General features: G+C 62.2%; 18 protein-coding genes. 9 read left to right on the forward strand and 9 right to left on the reverse strand.

Annotated elements, in window-relative coordinates; all coding sequences use genetic code 11:
• Positions 1-246: 246 nt before the first annotated feature.
• The gene (locus tag AC2CHD_RS10295; RefSeq protein WP_484553595.1) at positions 247-3,666 is read right to left on the reverse strand and encodes an indolepyruvate ferredoxin oxidoreductase family protein; all 3,420 of its coding nucleotides are present in this window, start codon (positions 3,664-3,666) and stop codon (positions 247-249) included.
• Positions 3,667-3,808: 142 nt separating this feature from the next.
• Between AC2CHD_RS10295 and AC2CHD_RS10300 the strand changes: the two genes are divergently transcribed.
• Complete coding sequence (locus tag AC2CHD_RS10300; RefSeq protein ID WP_484553596.1) at positions 3,809-4,288, forward strand: Lrp/AsnC family transcriptional regulator; 480 nt, start codon at positions 3,809-3,811, stop codon at positions 4,286-4,288.
• Between the two features lie 52 nt (positions 4,289-4,340).
• Positions 4,341-5,660, forward strand: a complete 1,320-nt coding sequence (locus AC2CHD_RS10305; RefSeq protein WP_484553597.1) for an NAD(P)H-dependent oxidoreductase — start codon at positions 4,341-4,343, stop codon at positions 5,658-5,660.
• Positions 5,661-5,835: 175 nt separating this feature from the next.
• Here the strand turns inward: AC2CHD_RS10305 and proC are convergent, their stop codons facing one another.
• The 3 genes from proC to AC2CHD_RS10320 all read right to left on the reverse strand — a co-directional run bounded on the left by proC (position 5,836) and on the right by AC2CHD_RS10320 (position 9,318).
• Positions 5,836-6,642 carry a pyrroline-5-carboxylate reductase gene (proC, locus tag AC2CHD_RS10310; protein WP_484553598.1) on the reverse strand — a complete coding sequence of 269 codons (807 nt, stop codon included), beginning with the start codon at positions 6,640-6,642 and terminating at the stop codon, positions 5,836-5,838.
• Between the two features lie 334 nt (positions 6,643-6,976).
• A complete protein-coding gene (locus AC2CHD_RS10315) occupies positions 6,977-8,236 on the reverse strand; it encodes an Hsp70 family protein (RefSeq protein WP_484553599.1) in 1,260 nt (419 codons plus the stop codon).
• 83 nt (positions 8,237-8,319) lie between these two features.
• Complete coding sequence (locus tag AC2CHD_RS10320; RefSeq protein WP_484553600.1) at positions 8,320-9,318, reverse strand: glycosyltransferase family 2 protein; 999 nt, start codon at positions 9,316-9,318, stop codon at positions 8,320-8,322.
• A gap of 183 nt (positions 9,319-9,501) precedes the next feature.
• On the opposite strand from AC2CHD_RS10320, the gene AC2CHD_RS10325 reads away from it, so the two are divergent.
• Genes AC2CHD_RS10325 through AC2CHD_RS10335 form a run of 3 tightly spaced genes read left to right on the forward strand, consistent with a single transcriptional unit; the run spans position 9,502 to position 12,331 of the window.
• Complete coding sequence (locus tag AC2CHD_RS10325) at positions 9,502-10,677, forward strand: glycosyltransferase (protein WP_484553601.1); 1,176 nt, start codon at positions 9,502-9,504, stop codon at positions 10,675-10,677.
• Complete coding sequence (locus tag AC2CHD_RS10330) at positions 10,674-11,456, forward strand: WecB/TagA/CpsF family glycosyltransferase (RefSeq protein WP_484553602.1); 783 nt, start codon at positions 10,674-10,676, stop codon at positions 11,454-11,456. The genes AC2CHD_RS10325 and AC2CHD_RS10330 overlap by 4 nt, the downstream gene beginning before the upstream one ends.
• Before the next feature lie 2 nt (positions 11,457-11,458).
• Positions 11,459-12,331, forward strand: coding sequence for a DUF6492 family protein (locus AC2CHD_RS10335; protein WP_484553603.1), 873 nt, complete (start codon positions 11,459-11,461; stop codon positions 12,329-12,331).
• Between the two features lie 6 nt (positions 12,332-12,337).
• Here the strand turns inward: AC2CHD_RS10335 and AC2CHD_RS10340 are convergent, their stop codons facing one another.
• Positions 12,338-13,576, reverse strand: coding sequence for a lipopolysaccharide biosynthesis protein (locus AC2CHD_RS10340; protein ID WP_484554229.1), 1,239 nt, complete (start codon positions 13,574-13,576; stop codon positions 12,338-12,340).
• A gap of 666 nt (positions 13,577-14,242) precedes the next feature.
• Between AC2CHD_RS10340 and AC2CHD_RS10345 the strand changes: the two genes are divergently transcribed.
• The 3 genes from AC2CHD_RS10345 (at position 14,243) to AC2CHD_RS10355 (ending at position 18,555) form a co-directional block, all read left to right on the forward strand.
• Positions 14,243-16,477, forward strand: a complete 2,235-nt coding sequence (locus AC2CHD_RS10345) for a GumC family protein (RefSeq protein ID WP_484553604.1) — start codon at positions 14,243-14,245, stop codon at positions 16,475-16,477.
• Between the two features lie 149 nt (positions 16,478-16,626).
• A complete protein-coding gene (folD, locus tag AC2CHD_RS10350) occupies positions 16,627-17,523 on the forward strand; it encodes a bifunctional methylenetetrahydrofolate dehydrogenase/methenyltetrahydrofolate cyclohydrolase FolD (protein WP_484553605.1) in 897 nt (298 codons plus the stop codon).
• A 69-nt stretch (positions 17,524-17,592) separates the two neighbouring features.
• Complete coding sequence (locus AC2CHD_RS10355; protein ID WP_484554230.1) at positions 17,593-18,555, forward strand: GlxA family transcriptional regulator; 963 nt, start codon at positions 17,593-17,595, stop codon at positions 18,553-18,555.
• 128 nt (positions 18,556-18,683) lie between these two features.
• Here AC2CHD_RS10355 and AC2CHD_RS10360 read toward each other — a convergent pair whose 3' ends face one another.
• From AC2CHD_RS10360 to zwf, 4 genes are all read right to left on the reverse strand, one after another.
• Positions 18,684-19,931 (reverse strand): DUF2254 domain-containing protein, encoded by a 1,248-nt coding sequence (locus AC2CHD_RS10360; protein ID WP_484553606.1) that lies wholly within the window; start codon positions 19,929-19,931, stop codon positions 18,684-18,686.
• Positions 19,932-20,032: 101 nt separating this feature from the next.
• Complete coding sequence (gene edd / locus AC2CHD_RS10365) at positions 20,033-21,847, reverse strand: phosphogluconate dehydratase (protein WP_484553607.1); 1,815 nt, start codon at positions 21,845-21,847, stop codon at positions 20,033-20,035.
• Positions 21,848-21,883: 36 nt separating this feature from the next.
• Positions 21,884-22,597, reverse strand: coding sequence for a 6-phosphogluconolactonase (pgl, locus tag AC2CHD_RS10370; protein ID WP_229447910.1), 714 nt, complete (start codon positions 22,595-22,597; stop codon positions 21,884-21,886).
• 2 nt (positions 22,598-22,599) lie between these two features.
• A complete protein-coding gene (zwf, locus tag AC2CHD_RS10375) occupies positions 22,600-24,072 on the reverse strand; it encodes a glucose-6-phosphate dehydrogenase (protein ID WP_484553608.1) in 1,473 nt (490 codons plus the stop codon).
• A gap of 211 nt (positions 24,073-24,283) precedes the next feature.
• Here zwf and AC2CHD_RS10380 point away from each other — a divergent pair, with 211 nt between their 5' ends.
• Positions 24,284-25,759 carry an aldehyde dehydrogenase family protein gene (locus AC2CHD_RS10380; protein ID WP_484553609.1) on the forward strand — a complete coding sequence of 492 codons (1,476 nt, stop codon included), beginning with the start codon at positions 24,284-24,286 and terminating at the stop codon, positions 25,757-25,759.
• Positions 25,760-25,763: the final 4 nt, after the last annotated feature.

Raw genomic sequence — 25,763 nt, forward strand, 5'->3', positions numbered from 1 at the left:
GGCGAAACCCGGTGCAAAGCGCATTTCATGAGTATTTGCAGGACACCCCGGTTGCCATGGAAAGCATCCGTCGTCTCCCTCGGCTTCTCATGGCTAGACGATAGGATCCATGCTGTTGCGGTGGACATTGGTACAGGCGTGGAAAACGACGTGCATTCTTTGAGAGGCTGGGCTTTGTCTTCGGCGTTCTGGCATGGATCCTCGGGTCGGGCCCAAGGATGACGAAGGAGCGATCTTCAGGCGTGCCTAAAGACGCGCATCCATCTCGGCACGGATGCGTTCTGCCGCCTCTTCCTTGACCGGGCCGTAGCCCCGGATCTGCATCGGCAATGCAAGGATCTCGGCCAGTTCTGCCGCGTTGCCGGCATCGAGTTTTGCAAGCGCCTTTTCCACATGCGCTTCGTACCAATCGATCAACTCGCGCTCCATGCGTCGTTCGGCGGTGTAGCCGAAAGGATCGAAGATGGTGCCGCGCAGGCGCTTCATGCGGGCGAGCATGCGGAACGGCAGGCGCACCCACGGACCGAACTCACGCTTGAGCGGACGGCCGCGCGCATCTTTTCCGGAAGCAAGGAATGGCGGGGCGAGATGATGGACGATGCGATAGTCGCCTTCGAACTCGTCTGCGATGCGGGCAGAAAAACCTGTTTCAGTGTGAAGGCGGGCGACCTCGTATTCATCCTTGTAGGCCATCAGTTTGAAGAGCGAGCGGGCAACGGCCCGGCTGACGGCATCATTGCCCAGCAGGGCTTCGGCATCGCGCACGCGATCCACGAGGCGGCGGTAACGCGCGGCATAGGTCGCGTTCTGATAGTCGGTCAGGAACGCCTCGCGGCGGGTGACGATCTCATCGAGCGTTCCGTCGGTCTGCGGCTTCGGATCGAGCAGGCCCTTCAGCGCATCGGGCTTTTCCGCCGCCAGACGGCCGATGAGGAAGGCGCGGTGGTTCTTCTCGATGGCAACGCCATTGAGCACGATGGCCTGGGTGAGCGCGTTGAGCGAGACGGGCACGAGGCCCTTCTGCCAGGCGAAGCCAAGCATCATCACATTGGCGAACACCGTGTCGCCCATGAGCTTTTCTGACAGGCGGTTGGCGTCCATGGCGGCGAGCGCATCCTTGCCCGTCACGCCTTCGATGGAGGCAAGCCGCTGGTCGACGCGAAGGCTTGCATCGCGCTTGCGCACGATGTCGCCAGTGGGCATCTCGGCGAGATTCACCACAGCGCGCATGCCGGGACGGTAGCTGGCCGAGGCCTTGGGCGAGGACGACACGACAATGTCGCAGCCGATCAGCGCATCCGCTGCACCACGGTCGATGCGGACCTGATGGATATCTTCGGGAGAGGATGCCAGCCGGACATAGGAGAGCACCGGCCCGAATTTCTGCGCAAAGCCGGTGAAATCAAGGACGCTCGAACCGCGTCCCTCCAGATGTGCGGCCATGGTGACGAGCGCGCCGACGGTGACGACGCCGGTGCCGCCCACGCCGGTGATCATCAGGTCGAAGGGTGTGTCGAGCGCCGGAAGCTCGGGATCGGGGAGGTCGGCGGCAAACCGCGTCAGGTCGATCTCCATGCCTGAGCGCTTCTTTCGGGTTGCGCCCTCGATGGTGACGAAGCTCGGGCAGAAGCCGTTCACGCAGGAAAAATCCTTGTTGCAGGACGACTGGTTGATCTTGCGCTTGGTGCCGAACTCGGTTTCGAGCGGCTCGACGGAGAGGCAGTTGGACTCCACCGAACAGTCGCCGCAGCCCTCGCAGACGAGGTCGTTGATGACGACGAATTTCTTCGGGTCTTCCATCTGGCCGCGCTTGCGGCGGCGGCGCTTCTCGGTTGCACAGGTCTGCTCGTAGATGAGGACCGAAACACCCTTCACCTCGCGCAGCTCGCGCTGGACGGCGTCGAGCTCGCGGCGGTGATGGATGGTTGTGCCGGCGGGCAGCGCGCCGGGCTGGAATTTTTCCGGCGTGTCGGAGACGAGCGCGATGCGTTCAACGCCCTCGGCGCGTGAGGAATGCGCGATGGCCTGAACGCTGACGGGGCCGTCCACCGGCTGGCCGCCGGTCATGGCGACGGCGTCGTTGTAGAGGATCTTGAAGGTGATGTTGGCCTTTGCGGCAATCGCCTGCCGCACGGCCATGGAGCCGGAGTGATACCAGGTGCCTTCGCCGAGATTCTGGAAGACGTGGTTCTTGCCGGTAAAGAGCGAGGAGGCTGCCCAGTTCACGCCCTCGCCGCCCATCTGGATCAGCGAGGTGGTGTTGCGGTCCATCCAGTTTGCCATGAAATGACAGCCGATGCCGGCCAGCGCCTCGGACCCCTCGGGCACCTTGGTCGAGGTGTTGTGCGGGCAGCCGGAGCAGAAATAGGGGGTGCGGGTCGCGCCTTCCACCTGGAGCGATATGGCCGGTGTGGCGAGGATCTTTTCAGCGCGGGCGATGAAGCCGCTGCCGGGGAAAATGCCTTCGAGCCGCCGGGCGACGATGGGCAGAAGCAGGCGCGGCGAAAGCTCGCCGGTCCACGGCACGAGGCGTTCGCCATCCTCGTCGCGCTTGCCCACCATGGCGTGCGGCTTGTGGCCGGGCCAATCGTAGAAATACTCCTTGAACTGGCTTTCGACGATGCCGCGCTTCTCCTCGATGACGAGGACTTCCTGCTTGTCTTTCACGAAGTCGAGTGCTGCGCGGCGGGCGAGCGGCCACACCATGCCGACCTTGTAGATGTCGATGCCAAGCTTTCGGCACTCGGCCTCGCCGATGCCCAGAAGGCGCAGCGTCTCCATGAGGTCGAGATGGGCCTTGCCGGTGGTGACGATGCCGAAACGGGCATCCTTCACGTCATAGATGTGGCGGTCGATGGGATTGGCTTCGGCAAACGCCAGCACGGCGTGCTTCTTCGCCTCCATGCGCTCCTCGATCTGCGGGCCGGGAAGGTCCGGCCAGCGATAGTGGAGCCCGCCGGGAGGCGGGGTGAAATCGGGTGTGGCAAACACGCGGGGGGCGGGGATTTCGATGGAGGCCGCCGATTCCACCGTTTCCGAGATGGCCTTGAATCCGACCCACATGCCCGAGAAACGCGAAAGCGCGTAGCCATATTCTGCGAAGGCCAGATATTCCGACACGCTGGCCGGATTGAGCGTGGGCATGAACCACGCCATGAAGGCGACGTCCGACTGGTGCGGCATGGAGGAGGAGACGCAGCCGTGATCGTCGCCGGCAACCACCAGCACGCCGCCATGGGGCGAGGAGCCATAGGCGTTGCCATGCTTCAGCGCATCGCCCGAGCGGTCGACGCCGGGGCCCTTGCCATACCAGAGGCCGAAAACGCCTTCGACCTCGCGCTTCGGGTTGGTCTCCACCTGCTGGCTGCCGAGCACGGCGGTGGCCGCAAGATCCTCGTTGACGGCGGGGAGGAATTCGATGCGGGCGGCGTCGAGCCGGTCCTTCGCCTTCCATAACTCAAGGTCGAGCGCGCCCAGCGGCGATCCGCGATAACCGGAGATGAAGCCTGCCGTGTTGAGGCCGCTCGCGCGGTCGCGGCGCGCCTGATCGAGCACGGCGCGCACGAGCGCCTGCGTGCCGGTCATGAAGACGCGGCCCTTTTCCTGGGTGTAGCGGTCCTCGAGCTGATAGCGCGCGAGTTCGCCGGCCTTGGGTTGGACGGTCATGCAATTCCTCCGGTGCAGACTGGAAGAATTCTAAACCGGGGGCGCTGGAAAATTGTGCCAGATTTGGCGTTTGAAATATGGTTTCTGGTGGAATTATCCGATAATGTCGGATTAAACGAATAATTATTCAGGATTTCAGATAGTGGCTGAAAAGCTGACCGAGCAGGACAAGCGGCTTCTGGACGCCCTGCAGGAGAACTGCCGGCTCTCCAACCAGGAGCTCGCGGAACGGGCCGGCATGTCGGCTTCGGCCTGCTGGCGGCGGGTGAAGGCGCTGGAGGAAGCGGGGCTGATCACGCAATATGCGGCTCTGCTGGACGTGGAGAAGGCGGGGCTCGGTTTTCAGGCCATCGTGCATGTGTCGCTGACGCGGCATGATCACCGGCATGTGGACACGTTCATCGCCGAGACGCGGCGGCGGCCCGAAGTGCTCGACTGCTACTCCACCACGGGAGAGGCGGATTATCATCTGCGCGTCGTGTGCCGGGACCTGGCCGCCTATAACCGGTTTCTGGAGGATTTTCTGTTCCGCCTGCCGGGCATCGCCAATGTGCGCACCAACCTCGTTCTGAAAGATATCAAGAAGAACAGTCCTGTTCCGGTGCAGCTTAAGGCCAATTGACAATCGGCGTTCGGTCACTTCCCTTTCGGGCGCCAAATGAGGAGGAGTTCGAATGACGAATGTGGCGCTTACCGGTCTTGCGCGCGATCTTGAGCAGCGGGCGGAAGAGGGGCGGCCGGTGCGCATCGGCCTGATCGGCTGCGGCGAGATGGGCACGGACATCGTCACGCAGGTGGCGCGCATGAAGGGCATCGAGGTGGCGGCAATCGCCGACACACGGCCCGAACGCGCGGCAAAGGCCATCGAGATTGCCGGGCGGGATGTCGGGAGCGCGGTGGAGGCGGCAACGGCAGGCGCGATCAGCGATGCGATCCGGTCCGGGAAAACGGCGCTCTGCGGCGATTCCCTGATGGTGGCGCAGAACGATCTTGTGGACGTGGTGATCGACGCCACCGGCAAGCCGGCGGTGGGCGCGGAGATCGGGCTTTCGGCCATGGAGGCCGGCAAGCATCTCGTCATGATGAATGTCGAGGCCGACGTGACCATCGGCGCTTATCTGAAGCGTGAAGCGGCGCGGCTGGGCGTGACCTATTCGCTGGGCGCGGGCGACGAGCCGTCTTCCTGCATGGAGCTGATCGAGTTCGTCTCGGCCATGGGGCACGACATCGTTGCCGCTGGCAAGGGCAAGAACAATCCGCTCAACATCGACGCTGTGCCGGACGACTACGCCGAGGAAGCGGAACGGCGCAACATGAATGTGCGCATGCTGGTCGAGTTCGTCGACGGCTCCAAGACGATGGTGGAAATGGCGGCCATCGCCAATGCCACGGGCCTCGTGCCGGACAAGCCGGGCATGCATGGCCCGGCGGCAAGCCGCGAGGAGCTTTCAAGCGTTCTCTGCCCGATTGCCGATGGCGGCGTGCTCTCGAAGAAGGGCTGTGTCGACTTCACGGTCGGCAAGGGTGTCGCGCCTGGCGTGTTCGTGGTGGCGGAGATGGATCATCCGCGCCTGCGCGAGCGCATGAACGATCTGAAGCTCGGCGAGGGGCCCTATTACACCTTCTTCCGGCCCTATCATCTGACATCGCTGGAAGTGCCGCTCACCTGCGCGCGCGCCGTGCTTTATGGGAAGGCGGACATGGTGCCGCTCGACAGGCCGGTCGCGGAAGTCTGCGCGGTGGCCAAGAAGGATCTGAATCCCGGCGACCGGCTCGACGCCATCGGCGAATATTCCTACCGCTCGTGGATCATGACGGCGGAAGAGGCGCGCACGGCGAAGGCCGTGCCATGCGGGCTCCTTGAGGGCGGCACGGTGACGGCCCCGGTGAAGAAGGGCGCGCTTTTGTCCTACGCGAATGTCGCGCCCGACGCGGCTTCGCGGCTGGTAGCGCTCAGGTCGCGGCAGGATGCGATGGTGTTCGGCGAAGGGTGATGGGTGGGGCGCTCGCCCCTCATCCGCCTGCCGGCACCTTCTCCCCGGTTGCGGGGAGAAGGGGAGGCGGTGCTTTGGGGACTTGAAGCTGGCGCTTCCCTTTCCGATTTTCTTCCTTCTCCCCGCTGGCGGGGAGAAGGTGCCGGCAGGCGGATGAGGGGCCTGCGCCGATCCTCTACTTCCCCAGTTCGATGGAGCGCTTTTTCGCAGCGTCGACGGCCTCGCTCACAAGATCAAGCAGCCGGTTTTCATCCATGAAAACGGAGAGTGCGGCGGCGGTGGTGCCGTTGGGGCTTGTCACCTGTTCACGCAGCTTGCCGGGCTCGTCATCGCTTTCTTTGGCCAAGCAGGCCGCGCCGTAGACCGTCTGCATGGCGAGAAGCTTCGCGGTTTCCTTCGGCAGTCCGGCCTTCTCGCCGGCAGCCGTCAGGCACTCGATGAAGTGGAAGATGTAGGCCGGGCCGGAGCCGGAAACGGCGGTGACGGCGTCCATCAGCTCTTCATTGTCGATGGTGGTGACAACTCCGCTGGTGGCCAGCAGTTCCTCGGCGAAGGCTTTTGCCTCGCCGGTCACATTGCGGTTGGAGAAGAGCACCATCATGCCCTTGCCGATGGCGGCGGGCGTGTTGGGCATGCAGCGCATGATTGCGGCATGACGGCCAAGAATTTCCTCGAATGTGGCCGTGCCGGTACCGGCAAGCACGCTGACGAAGGTGGCCTTGTCGGCAAATCGGGCATAGGCCGGGGCGACATCGCGGATGACCTGCGGCTTGACGGCGAACACGATCATGTCGGCCCCTGCGGCAAGCTCGTCAACGCTTTCGGCAACGGTTACACCCAAGGCCGCAGCGCGGGCGCGCAGACCCTCATTCGGTTCCACCACGGTTGCGTCCTTCGAGGCCAGCTTGCCCGCGGCGATCCAGCCCTTCAGCATGGCATAACCCATGTTGCCGCAGCCGACGAGGATGACCGATTTGCCCATGAAACTTCTCCCTTGATGATGGCAAAGGAATGCCGCGTGCGGGCTTGGAATGCAATGGGGAAGCGTGCCTAGGGTCAGGACCCATTAGTATGGCCGCAATGGTCGGCCTGATTTGTGCGGATACGCGAAGCAGGGCCGCAGGAAGACTTCATGTCTTTCAAGGTCTTGCGACAAAGTAGGCCGTGCAAATCAGGCCGATCCGAAGGACGTTCGATAGACCGGCGACCTGCTGCGTCAAACCCCTTGACCGGGGGGAGGACCCCGCTCTGCGGGCTTCTCCTTGCATCTCTTGGTCTATCGATCGCCATTGCGGCCATATTAATGGGTCCTGACCCTAGGTGCCGAACCTGCGGCCTGCGTCCAGCGCCAGACCGCGGCCGACTGAGCCGAACATGTCGCCTTCGACGACGGTCGCTGCGGGCAGCATGCGCAGGACATTCTCGCGCAGGAGCGGGATGGCAGAGGAACCACCGGTGAGGAAGAGGGCGGTGATCTGTTCGGGGGCTATGCGGGCAAGGGCGAGCGTTTCCGAAACGGCATTCTGAACGCGGTCGACCGTGGCTGAAATGGCATCGTTCAACTGGTCGCGTGTGACCGGCAGGTCAAGCGTTTCGTCGGTAAGCGGAAGCTTGATGGCGCTTTCGGTTTCGTCCGTGAGCGCAATCTTTGCCCGTTCCACCGCGCCGACCGCCGCATGGCCCTGCCGGTTGGCGACCACGTCGATCATCCGCTCGACAAGCTCGGGTTGGGCAGCCTCATAGCGGATCTGTTTCAAATCCGTCATGGCGCGATTGGTGTAGAGCATGTGGATGCGCTGCCAGGTAGCCAGATCGTTGAAATAGCCAGCCGGCAGAAAGCGCTTGCCGTCTTTCGTCTGCGTGCGATAGCCGAATTCGGGCATGAGGCGGGCGAGGCTCAAAAGCCGGTCGAAATCCGTGCCGCCGATATGCACACCATGGTTAGCGAGAATATCGTCCTTGCGGTCCGCCTGTTTCGCACGGTCGGAGGAAACGCGGACAATGGAAAAGTCGGACGTACCGCCGCCGATATCGACGATGAGCGCGAGTTCTTCGCGGTCAACCTGCTGCTCATAATCGAGGGCGGCTGCAATCGGCTCGAACTGGAACTCGATATGGGCGAAGCCGCGGCGCTGCGCGGCCTTTTCCAGTTCGTCCTGCGCGCGCCTGTCGGCTTCCGGATTGTCATCGACAAACTGCACCGGCCGCCCAAGCACGATGTTGTCGACCGGACCTCCGAGATGGTTTTCCAGATTATCTTTCAAGAAATGCAGAAACGAGCCGATAATGTCGGAAAACGCGATGGAATGGGCTTTAATTCGCGTTTTTTCATGGATGAGCGATGAACCCAGAACGCTCTTGAGCGCGCGCAGGAGGCGCCCCTCCACATTCTCCGTATAGCGGCTAACGGCGCCGCGCCCGAAATAGGTGCGGTCATCCTCGAAACTGAAGAACACGGCGCTCGGCATGGTGACCTCGCCCGCTTCGAGCGCGACAAGGCGGGGTGCGCCGTTCTCCATGAAGCCCACTGTGGAATTCGACGTGCCGAAGTCGATGCCGCCGCTGAGCGCTTGCATGGGACTATCCTTGCCGGAATGTGGATCGATTGGGGGAGGGGAGCGATACACAATCGGCGGCGGGAAGTCGACCGTCTGCGGGGCTAATTCTTTTCCGGCTCGCGGTACTGCTCGTTGGCGTAGCCGAATTCGGCCATGACGCGGCCGAGCCCCACATAGACCGGATACATGGCGGTGGAGACGGAGCCCGTCGCGGCAAGGCGAAGCGCGCCGCGAAACGGCGAGGCGGCAAGCAGCGCAAGGCTCTTTGCAAACACACGTAGCTTGCCAAAACTCTGATCTCGCCGCTTCCTCTTCTCGACAAGCGTGGAGATGACGCCATTGCGCAGCGCCCGGGAGCGGATCCAGTCCCGTTCGACGCGGCGGGCGGGCACGATCTCCTGTGTCTCGGCCTCCGCCGACCAGGCGAGGCGGAAGCCCTTCTGGCTGGCGCGGCTCAGGAAATCCGAATCGCCCCCGCCCATGAAGTTGAACCGAAGATCGAGAAAGGGGCGCGGCATCGCCTCCAGAACCCGCCGCGACAGAAGGAGATTGCCCGATGAGAAAAGCGCCGGAACAGGCCCCGTCTCATCATAGGGCGGCGCGAAGACCGGGTGGGTCGCCCAGCGTTCATGCGCGGGCTTTGCGAAGACGGGCACCTGAGGGCCGCCAACGATATCGGCCTCGAAGCGCTCGGCCGTGGAACAGAGGTTTTCCAGCCAGTGCGGGGATGCCAGTTCGTCGTCGTCTATAACGGCGAGATAACGGAAGTTCGGGAATTCGGTGAGGGCCGTTTCCCAGCCGGCATTGTAGGCGCAGCAATTTCCCCGTTCATGCGCGATAATCACGAGGCCTTTGAATGTTCCATCGGCAAAAAGCGGTGCGGCGGCGTTGGCTCCGGCTCGTTCCTCTGCCTCATTCTCCATGACAATCACGGCGAACGGGCGCTCCGTCGCTTGCGAGGCCAGCGAGTGAAGCGTGTTCAGAAGCTGGCCCGGTCGCTTGAAGGTGGGTACGGTGATGACACACGCTAGGGATTGCGCGTCAAGCGAGGGCGTACGCGCTACGATTGAAACCGCTCTGCCTGTTTTTTCCTGCGTCACAATCCCGCCACGCGCTGCTGATTCGTGCTCTATAAGCGGTCGAGGCAATTAAGGCGGCGTTAAATACGGCGGGTTTTTGCGGTGTGGAACTGTTGATTTGCCAGCGAAAATCGATTGGCGTCGCCATTCCTTAATCAAGAGTTCATTGCTCTTTGAAAAAAAAGTCCCAAACAGGAATAGTGCATGCATCTGGTCTTTGCGACATCCATCGTTCCCGACGGAACACCCAAAAGCGGATATGAGATTGCCAACGCGGCCATTCTCGATGCACTCGCGCGCGCAGGCTGCCGGATGTCGGTGATGGGATTTGCCTGGCAGGGACGTGCGGATCATGCCACGACCGAAGAATCATTGGTGCTTGGAGAACTGGACCCGCGCACGGAAGCCGCCAGTGGATTGACCAAGCTCGGCTGGCTCGTCAAAGCGATAATGAGAGGCATGACGTTTTCGTCCGCCAAGATGCTGCTCGCCTCACCCGGAGATATCCGCGCAGCATTGGACAAGCTTGGGACGGTCGATGGGGTGATTTTCAACTCTGTCCAGTTTGCCGGAGCGTTTCGTCAGATCTTTGCCGAGCTGCCGTCCATTTATGTGGCGCACAATGTGGAGCACCTCTCCGCGCAGCAAAGTGCGGCCGCCGCGCAGGGCTTCGTTGGAGGTTTCATGTTTCGACGTGAGGCGCGCCTTCTCAAAACGCTGGAAGCAGAACTTTGTGCTCAGGCGCGATTCGTCTTCACGCTGTCGGAAGATGATCGCCAGCTTCTGGGCGTGTCCGGTGACAAACGCTCGGCGGTGCTGCCGCTGGTGGCACATGGACCGGCGGGCGTCTCTGCGGGGCCGCGCAAGACGCGTTATGACGCCGCATTGATCGGCACCTGGAGCTGGGCGCCGAACCGGATCGGCCTCGACTGGTTCCTTAAAGAGGTGGTGCCGCATCTCCCCGAAAGCTTTCGCATCGCCGTGGCGGGCGATGCACCGGCAGATCTCGCGCAGAGACACAAGCGGGTATCGTTTGTCGGGCGTGTCCCCGACGCGGTGGAATTCGTACGCAGCGGCAAGGTGGTGCCTTTGATCAGCCGCGCCGGCACGGGGGTCCAGCTCAAGACCATCGAAACGTTCGAGCTCGGCTTGCCAAGTGTCGCGACACAGAGCGCGCTGCGAGGCATATCGTATAAACCGCAGAACTGTATTGTGGCTGATGATCCCCGCACCTTCGCGGAAGCTCTGCTGCGCGCGGCCAGGGATCCGGTCGATCTGGACGGGCGAAAATTCTACGAGGCCCAGCGCAAAGCACTCGACACAGCTATTCTTCATGGGCTTGATGAGGCCGGCTTCAGCAGGCGGGATGCAGCCGCATGAACGTGGCAACTTCAAACACTGCACACGCAACGCTGCCGCGACGCGACATACTTGGTACGTCGGTGACAGTCATCGGCCGGGATGGCGCGCTGGCATTGCTGTCGGAGAACATTGCGACCTGTCAGTTCACACCCGTCACGTTTCTCAACGCACACAATGCGAATGTGGCTATCGCAGATACGCGTTTCCGCGGGATCCTGCCTAGGTTTCTCGTGTTGGCCGATGGCATTGGTGTCGATCTGGCCTCAAGAATTCTTTTCGGCGAGCCGTTTCCCGACAATCTCAACGGCACTGATTTCGTTCCTGCATTTTTCCGCGCCCAAAAGGACAAGCTGACGGTCGCCTTGCTCGGTGCGCGGCGTGAAAACGCGCTCGCGGCTGTCGAGAAACTGGCTGAGCAGGCGCCACAGCATGACTTCATCTTTCTGCACGATGGCTATTTCAACGCCCAGCAGGAAGGGGTCATTCTTGACAGATTGAAAGAGATGCGACCGGACGTGCTGCTCGTCGCCATGGGCGTGCCGCGTCAGGAGTTCTGGATTGCCGATCATCTCGGCCCCGAGCATTGCACGGTGCCGATTGCCGTGGGCGCTCTGTTCGATTTTCTGAGCGGCGCGGTGCCGAGGGCACCGCTCTGGATGCGGCGATTGAGGCTGGAATGGCTCTTTCGTCTGGGGTTGGAGCCACGCCGTCTCTGGCGCCGCTATGTTGTGGGCAATCCCATCTTTCTTCTCAGGGTTTTCCGGCAGAAATTCCGGGGCAAGCGGGGCGGAGCATAACCATGACCGTGGGGCACAGCGCTGCGATCGTGACGCCAAGCTATGCGGGTGACTTCGAGCGTTGCCGGCTACTTTGCGAATCGATAGATCGCTTTGTGACCGGTTATGACCGGCATTATCTTCTGGTGGCAGGGCACGATGTCGAGCGCTTTCGGATTCTGGAATCAGACCGGCGCGTGGTGGTGGATGAGCGCGATCTTCTCCCTGCCTGGCTCCATGCGGTGCGCGACCCCACCGTGTTCTTCAGACGGCACATATGGTTGAGCACACGGCTGGCGCCCCTGCGCGGCTGGCACGTGCAGCAATTGCGGCGGATCGCCTTTGCCGAAAAGGCGGAGCAAGAGGTTTTGGTCTACTGCGATTCCGATGTCGTGTTCCTGAAACCTTTCCATTGCAGCGCGTTCTGGCAGGGAGAGAAGGTGCGGCTCTACCGCCGCGATGGCGGGATGAATGCGCTGGTCGATCTCGGTCATCGCCAGTGGTCGGCAAATGCCGGGCAGGCGCTTGGTTTGCCTGCAGGGCAGGAAACAGAGCACGACTATATCACAACGCTGATCTCGTGGCGGCGTGACAGCGTGGTCGGCATGCTGCGTCATATCGAGACCTTGCACGAAAAACCCTGGATCCGCGCGGTGGCTGCAGATCGGCGTTTCTCGGAATGCATACTCTACGGTCGTTATGTGGACGAGGTGCTTGCAGGTCGCGGGCACTTTCACGACGACCGGGCGTTCTGTCATGTTCTCTGGTTCGGCCATGAGCTCGACACAGGTGGTCTGGAAAAACTCATCGCCGAAATGGAAGCCCACCAGGTGGCCATTGGCATCCAGTCTTTTATCGAGACCGATCTGGAGCCACTGCGCCGGATGATCCGCTGACGGGGTTCACACCCGTTTCGCCGGCATGGCGAGCGCGCGATAGGTCAGCACCATCGACAACAGGTAGAGTACGGCAAAAACGGCATTCAGCGACAGGATGATGTCGCTGGTTTCGGTGAATGACTTCAGCACCAGCGAGAGGAGGGCGGCCTTGGCAGCAGCGAGCACGCCGAGATTGACCGCCCGAAGGAAAGTCTGACCGCGGGCGAAAAGAAGATCTGCCTGATATTCTGTCAGGTTTCGCAGGCCGGGAACAGCCAGCGCCAGGATGACCAGGGGAGCGGCCTCCGCCACATTGCTGCCGAGCAGGGTCGGATAGAAGGCGAGGATTGTCGCCATGGTCGCCAGCGCAAGCACCGAAACGGCGAAAACCCCACTCTCGATCCCCAGGCGCAGCGTCCAGCTCCTGAGCATTTCAGGGGACCGCATCATGCGCTGCACGAGCAGCATGGAGAAGGAGCGGATCGGGATGGCGGTAAGATCGACCAGCCGCATGATGATCGCGTAGATGCCCGCCAGTGTGGGATTTCCAAGGGCGAGAACGAGGAGCTTGTCGAGCTCCATCTGGAGATAGAAAAGCACCTCCGCTCCGGCGACGTAGAGTGCGTCGGGGAGCCGGCGCAGATAGAGCGAGGTTTGCAGCCGCAGGCGTTGCCGGGGGCAATAGAACAACAAGGCAAAGATGAGTGCGGCGATGTTGGCAACCAGGTAGAACACGGTCCAGTTCAACAGGTCTTGGCTGGTGTGAAACGTAAACACAAAGGCCGCAAGCGCGCGGATGGCTATGCTGACGATGAGGATCGTTGCAGCCCGACCGAAGCGATTGAGACCATTGTTGACGACGATCACGGTCTCTGTCAGACGCCAGGCGACCGCCTCGGAAACGATGACGAGGGCGAAAGGAAGCACCCGCAAGTCACCTGCGAAAAACACCAGATACAGAACGGTGCTGGCGAGCGCGATCAGCGGCAGCGAGGCAAGGGCCAGGACAAGGAAGCCGGCGGCATAGGTTCCCAGAAGCCGAGGCTTCACCGTGGCGATCCGATAAAGCGTGGCGGTGAAGCCGAGTGCAAGGATCCGCCCGACCATCACACCGGCGGCGGAGGCTGTCGCAAACAGCCCGAAATCGGCAATCGTCAGGCTGTTAGCCAGAATGACGAAATAGGCGAGAGAAAAGACCAACCGCCCGGCCGACCCGCTGACGGCCGCGAGATAGTCGCGCAGCACCTGTCGCTGACTGGATATGATGTCACGGAACGAAATGAGAAGACCCCGGATCGCCTGGTTTCGATGAGCGGTTTGCGGCGACACTATCCGACAAAACTTAATGCGCTGTTCCGCAAATTCCCACGCCGGCAAAAAACCTGTTTCGAAATGCTTACCGTTAACTCTTTGTTACCCGTGCCTCTTTAGCTTGAGTTAACATAATCGCGGGCTTATGCGCCCGCTTCCCGTTCATGAGCGAGAGCTGCGCGTACAATGTTCGACGCCGACAATCCAAGCAAGAAAAGGCCTCGGAGCGGCGGACAGGTGCGTTCACTGCTGTCAATACGGGCACCAGAGGAGGAGCTTCCGGAGCTGCCCCGCCAACAGCAGAGTTCGGTGCGCAAGGATCGCGGCGGAGGATCGCTGCTTTCGCGCGCGCAAGAGGAGCGCGCCGCTCAGGATACCCGACGGGAAAGAGCATCTTCGGCGGATGCCTATCTTCGGCGGGCGGAAGCCAAAAGAGATGCAACGGACCCTGAATTGGCGAGGCGCGCGGAAACGCAACGGCAGCCCGCCATACGGCCTGAAGCGACACATGCCGGCAAGCCACCCTTGCGCGAGCGGCTGATCGGCCGGCTTTTCCCTTTGCCCGAGGTTGGATCTTCCCCTCAGAAAACGCAGCGGGCTGAGCGCGCGCGTCGTCCAGTGGGAAGGGGGACCACGCAACGCGTAACCTTCAGCGATGAAGAGCCTGATCACACGAAAAAGCATCGCCGGCCGACCCCCGGTGCGCAGCAACCGAACTCGGACGAGCAGGTATGGCGGCCGCTGATTGATCCAGTTGAGGTGATCGGCGGAATCCTGCGGGCCAAATGGCTCATTCTTCTGACGACAATCCTCGGCGCGGTGATTGGTGTGATGATCGCGCTTTCCACGCCGAAAATGTATTACGCGGCCACGCAGTTGCTGTTTGATCCACGCGATCTGCAGATCGTTGAACGCGACCTGACGCGCGGCGGCCTGCCTTCCGACGCAACGCTGGCACTTATCGAAAACCAGGTCGCGGTCATAACCTCAGGCAATGTTTTGTCCAGGGTGGTGGATGAGCTCGATCTCGCTGATGATCCGGAATTCAACGGCTCAGGTAGCGGCAGTATTCTGAGCCTGCTGTTGAGCCCGCGTGCGCTGATCTCGGCGCTGATCAACGGCAATGATGAGGATGGTGGCTCGGCCCGGCATACGATTGCGGTCGAGAATCTCTTCGAGGCCCTGGATGTCGGGCGGAACGCGAAAACATTTATCATCACCATCGGCGCCACCACCAAAGATGCCGAAAAATCGGCGTTGATCGCAACAACGACGCGGGATGTCTTCCTTTCCACCTATGGTGAGTTGCAGTCGGCGACGGCAGGCCGTGCCAACCGCGAAATCACCGATCAGCTCCAGTCACTGCGGGACGAAGTCGAACAGGCCGAGCGCGCTGTTGCCGAGTTCAAGGCCAAGAACGACATCGTGGATGCCCAGGGGCGCCTGATCACTGACGAAGAGATTCTGCGCCTCAACGAGCAGCTTTCGGCCGCGCGGGCGCGCACATCCGAGCTGAATGCGCGCGCGGCTGCAGCACGCTCGCTGGATGTGGAGACGGTGCTGGGCGGCGCTCTGCCGGAGCAGGTTGCCTCACCCGTGATGACGGAACTGCTCGCACAATATGCAAGCCTGAAACAGCAGGCTGGACGGCTGGCGGTTCGGTTCGGCCCGCGCCATCCGGACCGGCAGGCCGTGGACGCGGAACTGGCCGGCGCGCGTGATGAGATTGCACGCGAGTTGCGCCGTGTGGTGGCCTCCAATCAGGTGGAATTGCAGCGCGCGGTCCAACTCGAACAGGATCTATCGGGGCAGCTTGCCCGGCTAAAGGTGCAGAAAGGGAACCTGGAGTCGGAGCGCGTGACGCTGCGCGAACTGGAGCGCGAAGCCAACGCCAAGCGATCGGTCTACGAGGCCTTGCTTTTAAGGGCACGTGAAACCGGCCAGCAGGAGCGCCTGAACACAGCGAATGTCAGCGTGATTTCGCAGGCCGTACCACCACTGGACCCCACCGGCCCCTCGCGTTCGTCGATTGCGATGGCGGGGATGATCCTGGGCTTCATGTTCGGTGTGGGGCTTGGCGCGACAGGTGGAGCAATTCGCAGCCTGCGTGAAAATATGGCCGAGCGACAGGCTGGCGACCGTGACGGCGGCAGTGGCCGATGGAACGCCGACGGGGGGGATGCCGACGAAGGCGATCCCGAACCCGACCCCACCCCGCCGCGAGGCGGCACGCGCCGGCGCGACATTGAAGAACGTAGCCGTCGATACGATGTCTCGCAGGAACACTTGCAGGATCGGCGTCCACGACCGAACGAACGCTATACGACCGCGCAGGCAAGTCATGAGGTGGAGAATGAGGAGGCGTTTGCCGATGCGTTCGATGCCAATGAAAGCGCGGAGCTCGTCGAGCAGGTGCAGGAGCAACCTCGCAAACGCGCCAGACCGGCTGCACAGCCTCAGCCAGTGCCTCATGTCGCGGCCCAGCACCCGCCCCAGCAGGCACCCGCATCGAATTTTCAAACCGTAAGCGCCCCGGCTTACCCACCGACTTGGCCGGCAGCGCAGATGGCGATACAGCCGGGCATGATGGTTCCCGGGCCGATGCAGATGATGGCACCGATGCCCCAGGTCGTGGGAATGCCGATGATGCAGCCCTATCCAATGTGGCAGCAGGCTCCCATGCCGTTTCAGGCTGATTTCGGTGTCATGCCGCAGCAAGCGCGGGAGCGTGTCGAAGACGAGGACCAGGATGAAGGCAGCGAACGCTTCGATGAGATCCATGATCGCCTCAAGGCTGTGCGCCGCGAAGTGGATGCGCTGACGGCACGACGGTCCAACAGGTATCGTTATTGATCTGAAACACCGCCTTTTCCAATAACGTCAGGGAACGGCGCTGTGACGGGATTGCGGTTCTGTGTTTTCCCCATTATGCGGGCTCATGTGCGAGCCTCTTCCCGCGAAGAGTCACCTTGCACCGCTTGATAGCTGCACCGGGGAATGACATGGCCGAAATCATTGACGGAAAAGCCCTTGCGGAAAATGTGGTGGCGAAGGTTAAGACCGAGACCGCCAGGCTCGCTGAAACCGGTGTGACGCCGGGGCTTGCTGTGGTGATCGTCGGTGAGGATCCGGCCAGCCAGGTTTATGTCGCCTCCAAATCGCGCCGCGCGAAGGAATGTGGGTTTCACTCTGTGCAGCATTCGCTGCCGGAGGAGACCGGCGAGGAAGAATTGGTGGCGTTGGTCGAGGAGCTCAATGCCGATCCCGCGATCCATGGCATTCTGGTGCAGCTCCCCCTGCCGAAGCATATCGATGAGGGTCGCATCATCCAGACCATCGACCCGGACAAGGATGTTGATGGATTTCACTTCATCAATGTGGGGCGCCTTGGCACCGGCGAACTCGACAGCGCCTTTGTGCCCTGCACACCTGCTGGCGCCATGCTGATGCTGGAGCGGGTGCGCGGCCGCGACCTTTCCGGTCTTTCGGCGGTGGTGATCGGGCGCTCCAACATCGTTGGCAAGCCGATGGCGAACCTGCTTCTGGCCGCCAACGCCACGGTGACGATTGCCCACAGCCGAACGAAGGATCTTCCCGCGCTTGCCAGGACCGCCGACATTCTTGTGGCAGCGGTCGGACGCCCTGAGATGATCCGCGGGGATTGGGTGAAACCCGGCGCCACGGTGATCGACGTGGGCATCAACCGCATTCCCGCTCCGGAAAAAGGCGAGGGGAAGACCCGGCTTGTCGGCGATGTCGCTTTTGCCGAGGCGAAGGAAAACGCCGGCGCGATCACGCCGGTGCCGGGTGGCGTCGGGCCGATGACAATCGCCATGCTGATGGCGAACACGCTGACATCGGCATTCCGCAAGGCGGGACTTGAGCCTCCTGTTTTCTAGCGCCTGAGCCAGTCTGGATCATCAGCCATGTCTTTCCTGCCCGAACAGCCTGCTTTACAACAATTGGCCATGGGCGAGGCACGGCAGGATACCCGGCAGTTTGCCTTTCTGCTGGTAGACAAATTCTCGATGTTTTCGCTGGCGGCGGCCATCGACACCGTGCGCTCGGCCAATCGTCTTCTGGGACGGGATGTCTATAGCTGGGTTACCGTCTCCGCCGATGGTGAAGCGGTAATGGCCTCCAACGGTCTGCCGATCAAGATCGACTACGCGATCGCCGACCTGCCACCGGTCGATATTCTGTTTGTCTGTGTCGGGTTGACGACGGAGTTTCCCGGCAAGAGCACGGTGCTGGCGGGTCTGCGTTCGCTCGGCCGTCGCGGCGCGGCTCTCGGGGCGCTGGCGGCGGGATCCTATCTTCTGGCAGAGGCCGGCCAGCTTGAGGGGCATCGCTGCACGATACACTGGGAGAACCGGGCCTCCTTCATGGAGCGCTTTCCAGAGATCGAGTGCACTGGCAATGTCTATGAGATCGACCGGAAGCGCTATACCTGCGCCGGCGTGACCACTTCCATAGACCTGATGCTGGAGATCGTTCGAAGCGACCTGGGCGTGGAACTGGCCAACGAAGTGGCCAACCAGTTCCAGCACGAGCGCATCCGCTCGCCGGGCGACCGCCAGCGGACGGGGCCGGAGCGTGACCTTACCGGAAAATCGGAAAAGCTGAAGAAGATCGTCGAACTGATGGCCGACAATCTGGTCGAGCCTTATTCGGCGGTGCAGCTCGCACGAGCCGCAAGCCTCTCAGTGCGGCAGGTGGAACGGCTGTTTTTGCGGCATCTGGGCATGACGCCGGGGCGTTATTACATGCGGTTGAGGCTGGAGCGGGCGCGCGAGCTTCTGCGCCAGACCAACATGGCCATTCTCGATGTGGCAATCGCCACCGGGTTCACCTCGCACTCCTATTTCGCGCAGAGCTACCGCCAGCAGTTCGGGCGACCGCCCTCCGAAGAGCGGCGCACCACCTATTGAGTGCGTTTGGCGGCTGGTTTCGATGGTGGTGCCAGGCGCCCTCTCCCTTCGACAAGCTCAGGATGAGGGCTGTTGAGGCGCAAGACGTATGTCGCCAGCCACGCTATCCGTCAACGCTGTAGTGGCCCTCATCCTGAGCTTGTCGAAGGGAGAGGGCGCTCGGTGCCTTCGGTCAAGCCGGCTGCCAACTTTCGCAGAGCGACAATGTCGGGCTCGTGCGAACCTTCAGAGTCGGCGCGGGCCATGAAATCCTCCGCGAGTTTCGCAGCGGCCCTTTCGAACGCATCCGGTGCGACGCGGGCGAGCGAGGTCAGGCCGCGCAACAGTGCCTCTTGAACATCAGGCGCCGCAGATGCGGCTTCATAGGAGATCGGCCGAAAGGCCTCGTCCAGCAAGCGCTCCGGGCTGACCGGCATAAAGCGAATGCGCGGATAAGGTGGATCCTTCCGTTCCTCTTCCTTCTCCTTCAGCGCCCAATTGGCCAGAAGACGCGTCTGCACCGTGAGGACATGGTTGGCGGTGGAGGGATCGTTGACCCCGGGCGACAAGGCCCGCCGCGCCACATCCGCCAGAACGAGAAAGCCGAAGCCGGGATCGGAATCGAAGGTGCGCTCCTCTCCGATGATGAAATCGCCGCGGATGGCCTTCAACACGGCCTCATCCGCTTCACCGACGACCACGGCAATGATTGCAGTATGGTCCACATAGTCTCCGGGCCGGACACGCACGTGAATGACAAGCCCCTTGTCTTCCGCCAGGTCCTGTAGCGCGTGAGGGTCGAAATGCTGCACGAAGCCGACGCTGCCTGCCGCAACCTCGTGCCCGATGGGTGATCCCTCGCCCGCGCTGCATCCATATAGCCCGTCTCGGCCAAGCCGGTCGAGCGCCTGGCTGGTCGCATCTTCCAGACGGCTCGTCATTTCCACCACGCGGCCCACAACCGAGATTTCGCGTACCCAACGGATCAAAGCCCAGACAACCGCGAAGACGACAAAGAGGGTGGCGATGAACAGGATCAGACGTCCGCCCAGCGTATAGATGCCGCTCGACAGGCCGATAATGCCGATGATCGAGAAGAGGAATGCGCCTATAAAGACCGAGATCGTGGTGCGCGCGGCACGATTGCCCGAAAAGAGCGGGACAGCGCGCGGCGAACCGGTCTGCGCGGCGCTGGTCAAAAGATTCACGAGGGTGGAGAGCGCAAACACCGCCACCGTGAGCATGCTCGAAGCGACAATGCTGAGAATGTTGCGCAGCGCATCGGCCGAGACTGTGATCGGGATCGCGCTTTCTTCAAGCCCTTCAGGGAAGAACCCGGCGGAAAGATAGGCAAGCGCGACAACGATCAGCGCCGATACGCAGAACAGTGCGGGCAAGAACCAAAGGGCCCGCGAAAATCGTCTGAATAGAAACCAGTATCCGTTCACGGCCCCTCCGATCAAAGAAAGAATGCACGGTAACGGCTTATGGTTCCAGATCAGAAAACGGCAGCCCCCTGATCGGCCCGTCCCGCGAGCTGGCGGAAACCCGCAAAAAGCTCGCGCCCCATGCCGAACTGGTTGGCGGTGAGGTCCGGTGCAGCACTTTCGCGCGCGGCGAGTTCGTTCGCGTCGACCAGCACCTCGATTGTGCCTTTCTCGGCATCAAGGCGCATCGGATCGCCGTCACGCAGCTTGCCGATCATGCCGCCGTCGAGCGCTTCAGGCGTGACGTGGATGGCTGCCGGCACCTTGCCGGAGGCGCCCGACATGCGGCCATCGGTGACGAGCGCGATGCGCCGGCCACGATCCTGCAAAACGCCAAGAGCAGGCGTGAGCTTGTGCAGTTCGGGCATACCATTGGCCTTGGGCCCCTGAAAGCGGATGACGGCGATGAAATCGCGGTCGAGCTTGCCAGCCTTGAAGGCCTCCTGCATCTCATCTTGCGAGTTGAAGATGATGGCCGGTGCCTCAATGAGACGGTGCTCGGGTTTCACGGCGGAAATCTTGATGATGGATTTGCCGAGATTGCCAGACAGGACCCGAATGCCTCCGGTCTGCTGGAAGGGTTTGGCGGCAGTGGTGAGCACCTTTTCGTTGCCGCTGGTGGCGGGCGCGGGCAGGCGTGCGACCGACCCATCATCGGCAAGCTTCGCCTCGACCGTGTAAGGCCGCAGACCTTCGCCCCAGATGGTGCGCACATCTTCATGCAGATAGCCGTCATCGAGCAGTTCGCGGATAAGAAAGCCCATGCCGCCGGCAGCGTTGAAATGGTTCACGTCCGCAAGCCCGTTGGGATAGACGCGCGCGAGAAGTGGCACGTGGTCGGAGATTTCGGCAATGTCGTCCCAGGTGAGTTTGATGCCGGCTGCCGCCGCCATGGCGACCAGATGCATGGTGTGGTTGGTGGAGCCGCCCGTGGCGTTGAGCCCGACCACGCCATTGACGATGGAGCGCTCGTCGATCATGCGGCCAACGGGCGTGAACTCGTTTCCGAGTGCCGTGATGGCAAGCGCTCGTTTGGCCGCTTCCTTCGTCAGGGCGTCGCGCAGGGGCGTGTTGGGGTTGATGAAGGAGGAACCCGGCGTGTGCAGGCCCATGATCTCCATCAGCATCTGGTTGGAATTGGCGGTGCCGTAGAAGGTGCAGGTGCCGGGTCCGTGATAGGATTTCGATTCCGCTTCAAGCAGGGCAGCGCGGTCTACCTTGCCCTCCGCATAAAGCTGGCGGATGCGGGCCTTTTCGTCATTGGGCAGGCCCGACGTCATGGGCCCGGCTGGAACGAAGACGGCGGGCAGGTGGCCGAAGGTGAGGGCAGCGATAACCAGACCCGGCACGATCTTGTCGCAGACACCGAGATAGACGGCCGCATCGAACATGTTGTGCGACAGGCCGACGGCCGCCGACATGGCGATGACGTCGCGCGAGAAGAGCGAAAGCTCCATGCCCGGCTGGCCCTGCGTGACGCCGTCGCACATGGCGGGCACACCGCCTGCCACCTGCGCCACACCGCCGGCCGCGCGCGCGGCCTCCTTGATCATATTGGGATAGGGCTCGAAGGGCTGGTGCGCCGAGAGCATGTCGTTATAGGCGGTGATGATGCCGAGATTGGGGACCCGGTCGCCGGAAAGTGCAGCCTTGTCGGTCGGGCCGCAGGCGGCGAAGCCATGGGCGAGGTTTCCGCAGGAGAGAACGGAGCGGTGCACCGCTTGACCGGCAGCATGGTCGACACGCTCCAGATAGGCTTCGCGGCTGGCGCGCGAACGCTCGCGGATGCGGGCTGTGACGGCTTCGATTTCGGGTCTGGCGGTCATGGCGTTGCGTCCTGTTTTTACGTTTGGTCCCGCGCCTCAGCTCTGGCTGGCGGGTGCCCAGAAGATCCGGGCCGGGTGTTTTGCCCCGGCAAGCACCGCTGTGATTGGCGCGGCTGGGCCGGGTTGCATGGCAAGCGCTCCTTCAAGCGTCTCGCGCTTGTCGTCTCCCTCGATATGGAGAGCAAGGAAACGCGCGCCGGCAATGCGGTTCATGGAGAGGGTCAGGCGCGGCTCCCCGGCACTTTCGGAAGAGACGGGGAGCACGTCTGGTCCTTCCACCGGTTTGAGCAGCGTCTCGATGGTGGTGGCATCAGGGAAGAATGACGCAGTGTGCCGGTCATTGCCCATGCCGAGCACCACGACATCAAGCGGTGCCGGGATTTTTGCGACCATGTCTGCGGCTTTTTCGGCCGCCTCGGCAATGGTGTTTGCCGGATGATAAAGGCCCACGAAAGCGGCGCGGGCGGCCTTGTTCTGCAAGAGATGCTGGGCGACCAGCCGGGCATTGGAGCGCGGTGATTCCGCCGGAACGAAACGCTCGTCCACGAGGAGGACGGTGATTTTGTTCCACGGGATGTCGCACCGTGACAGATGGTCGAAAAAGAGGGCAGGCGTGCGGCCACCGGAGACGGCAATCGCCGCGCGGCCGCGCTCCTTGACGGCGGCGGTGAGCTTTCCGGCGACAGTGGCCGAAAGCTCTTTTGCCAGCGCCTCGGGTGAGGCGAATTCATGCCATTTGCAGTCCACCATGGTCAGGTGCTCTCGTGCCAGGTGCGGCCGTCGCGCTCGATCAGCGCAATGGAGGAGGACGGGCCCCATGTGCCTGCCGTGTAGCCCTGTGCGGGCTGCTCGTTGTCTTCCCAGGCGGCAATGATCGGGTCGATCCAGCGCCATGCAGCTTCCACCTCGTCGCGGCGCATGAACAGGGTCTGGTTGCCACGGATCACATCCATGATCAGCCGCTCATAGGCATCGGGATTGCGCACGCTGAAGGATTCGGCAAAGCTCATGTCGAGCGGCACATGGCGCAGCCGCATGCCGCCGGGGCCGGGATCCTTGATCATGATCCACTGTTTCACGCCCTCGTCGGGCTGCAACCGGATGACGAGCTGATTGGCAAAGACCTTGCCGGCGCCGTCCTCGAAGATGGAATGCGGGATCGGCTTGAACTGGATGACGATTTCCGAAACGCGGGTGGCGAGCCGCTTTCCGGTGCGCAGATAGAAGGGCACGCCCGCCCAGCGCCAGTTCTCGATCTCGGCCTTGATGGCGACAAAGGTTTCGGTGTTGCTCTCACCGCTTTCCAGCTCTTCCGTATAGCCCTTCACCGCGCCGCCATTGGAAGCACCGGCACGGTACTGGCCGCGCACGGTCGCCTTTTCCGCACTGGCGGTGGTGATGGGCTTCAGCGCGCGCAGCACTTTCAGCTTTTCATCGCGCACCGTGTCGGCGTCCATCGAGGCGGGCGCTTCCATCGCAACGAGGCAGAGAAGCTGGAGGATGTGGTTCTGCACCATATCGCGCAGCGCGCCGGCCTTGTCGTAATAGCCGGCACGGCCTTCCAGCCCGACGGATTCGGCCACCGTGATCTGCACATGGTCGATATGGGCGGAGTTCCAGAGCGGTTCGTAGAGCGCATTGGCAAAGCGCAGCGCCATCAGGTTCTGCACCGTCTCCTTGCCGAGATAGTGGTCGATGCGGAAGACATTGTGCTCGTCGAAAACGCGGGCGATGGCGTCGTTCAATTCGTGCGCAGAGGCTAGAGAACGACCGATCGGCTTTTCCACGATCACGCGGGCGGTATCGGTCGCCAGGCCGTGCTTGTCCACCTGTCCGACAATGTCGTCGAAAAGGCTTGGGGCGACGGCCATGTAGAAGGCGCGCACGCTCTTGCTGTCACCGACCTCGGTTTTGAGATCGGCAAAGCCGTCCCCCGATTTCGCATCCGCTGGCACATAGGAAAGACGAGCCAGAAAATGCTTGAGCTCCTTCGGCTCGATATCGTCCTTGGCGACATGCTCGCGGATCGCCTTTTCGGCAAAGGTGCGAAACTCTTCATCGGAGAGCTTGGTGCGCGATGAGCCGATAATGCGGGTCGGGTCGGTGAATTGTCCCGCCCGCTGGCGCTGATAGAGCGCCGGCAGGAGCTTGCGTTCGGAGAGGTCGCCCGTGGCGCCGAACACCACGAGATCGAAAGGTTCGACCGGAATTGTCTGGCTGGTCATGGTTTCTCCGTCTGCGTCGGTACAGCTTGCCGTTGCTATAGTCTAATCGATTTAAGAAAGCCAGATGGGATTCCGTCGCACGCGCATGTCGAGGCTGAGCCAAGCCTGCATAACCATTTGTGCCTTGACATGTCTTCGCATGGCGGGTTTCCCATGGTTCCCTTCGCGAGCATAGGCTTGCACACAGACATTACAAACCGGAGCGGCAGGGATGGGAACCCATTTTTCGCGCAGCGTGGCTGAGGGCCGCGCTTTCATGCAGTTCATCGACGGGCGCTCCGTCGATTCGCTCTCGGGCGAACGGATTGACGTTCGCTGCCCGTCCGACGGCAAGATTTTCGCCTCCATCCCCGCATCCAACGAGGCGGATGTGGATCTGGCGGTGAAGTCCGCCCGCAAGGCGTTTGACGAGGGGCCATGGAGCCGCATGCCGGCGGTCGAGCGCGGGCGTTGCCTGACACGGCTTTTCCATCTGGTGGAGAAGCATGGCGAGGAACTGGCCGCGCTCGAATCGCGCGACACCGGCAAGCCGATCCGCCAGGGCAAGGCCGATGTGACGGCCACCATGCGTTATTATGAGTTTTACGGCGGCGCGGCCGACAAGATCCACGGCGACACGATCCCGTTTCTCGACGGTTACACGGCGCTGACGCTGCGCGAGCCGCATGGCGTGGTGGTGGGCATCACGCCGTGGAACTACCCGATGCAGATTCTCGCCCGCGTTGTGGGCGCGGCCCTTGCCATGGGCAACACGCTGGTGGTGAAGCCGGCCGAGGACGCATCGCTGACCACGATCCGCATCGCCGAGCTGGCGCATGAGGCGGGCATTCCTGAAGGCGTGTTCAACGTCATCACCGGCTATGGCCGCAGCGCCGGTGCCGCCCTTTCCGCGCACCCGCTGGTCGATTACGTGACCTTCACCGGCTCGCCGATGACCGGCACGGCAATCCAGCAGGCAGCCGCCGTGAACAATCGCGGCGTGACCATGGAACTGGGCGGCAAATCCCCGCAGATCGTGTTCGCCGACGCGGATATCGAGGCGGCGCTTCCGGTGCTCGTCAATGCCATCATCCAGAATGGCGGGCAGACCTGCTCTGCCGGCAGCCGCGTGCTGATCGAAAAGCCGATTTACGAGAAAGTGGCTTCGGCCCTGGCCGAGCGCTTCTCGAAGCTGGTTGCCGGACCGCATGATGCCGATCTCGACATCGGCCCGCTGGTCAACCCGGCGCAGCGTGACAAGGTTTCGGGCTTCATCGCGGCGGCGAAGGAAGCCGGCATCCCGCTTCTGACCGAGGGCACGGTGCATCCGGACGCGCCGGAAGGTGGCTATTATCAGGCGCCGGCGCTTTTCGGTGCGGTCGACCCGAAGGCAGCCTTGGCACAAGAAGAAGTGTTCGGGCCTGTCCTTTCGCTTTTCCCGTTCGAGGATGAGGCGGATGCGATCCGGCTTGCCAATGACACGGAGTTCGGCCTCGTGGCCGGCGTTTGGACCCGCGACGGCGCGCGCCAGCACCGTGTGGCAAAACGCGTGCGTGCCGGTCAGGTCTTCGTCAATGGCTACGGCGCGGGCGGCGGGATCGAGCTGCCCTTTGGCGGGTTCAAGAAGTCCGGCCACGGGCGCGAAAAGGGCTTTGAAGCCCTGTTCGACATGTCCGCCACAAAGACAATCGTTTTCAACCACGGCTAACACT

It is taken from the genome of Nitratireductor sp. ATLC21 (assembly GCF_057196525.1).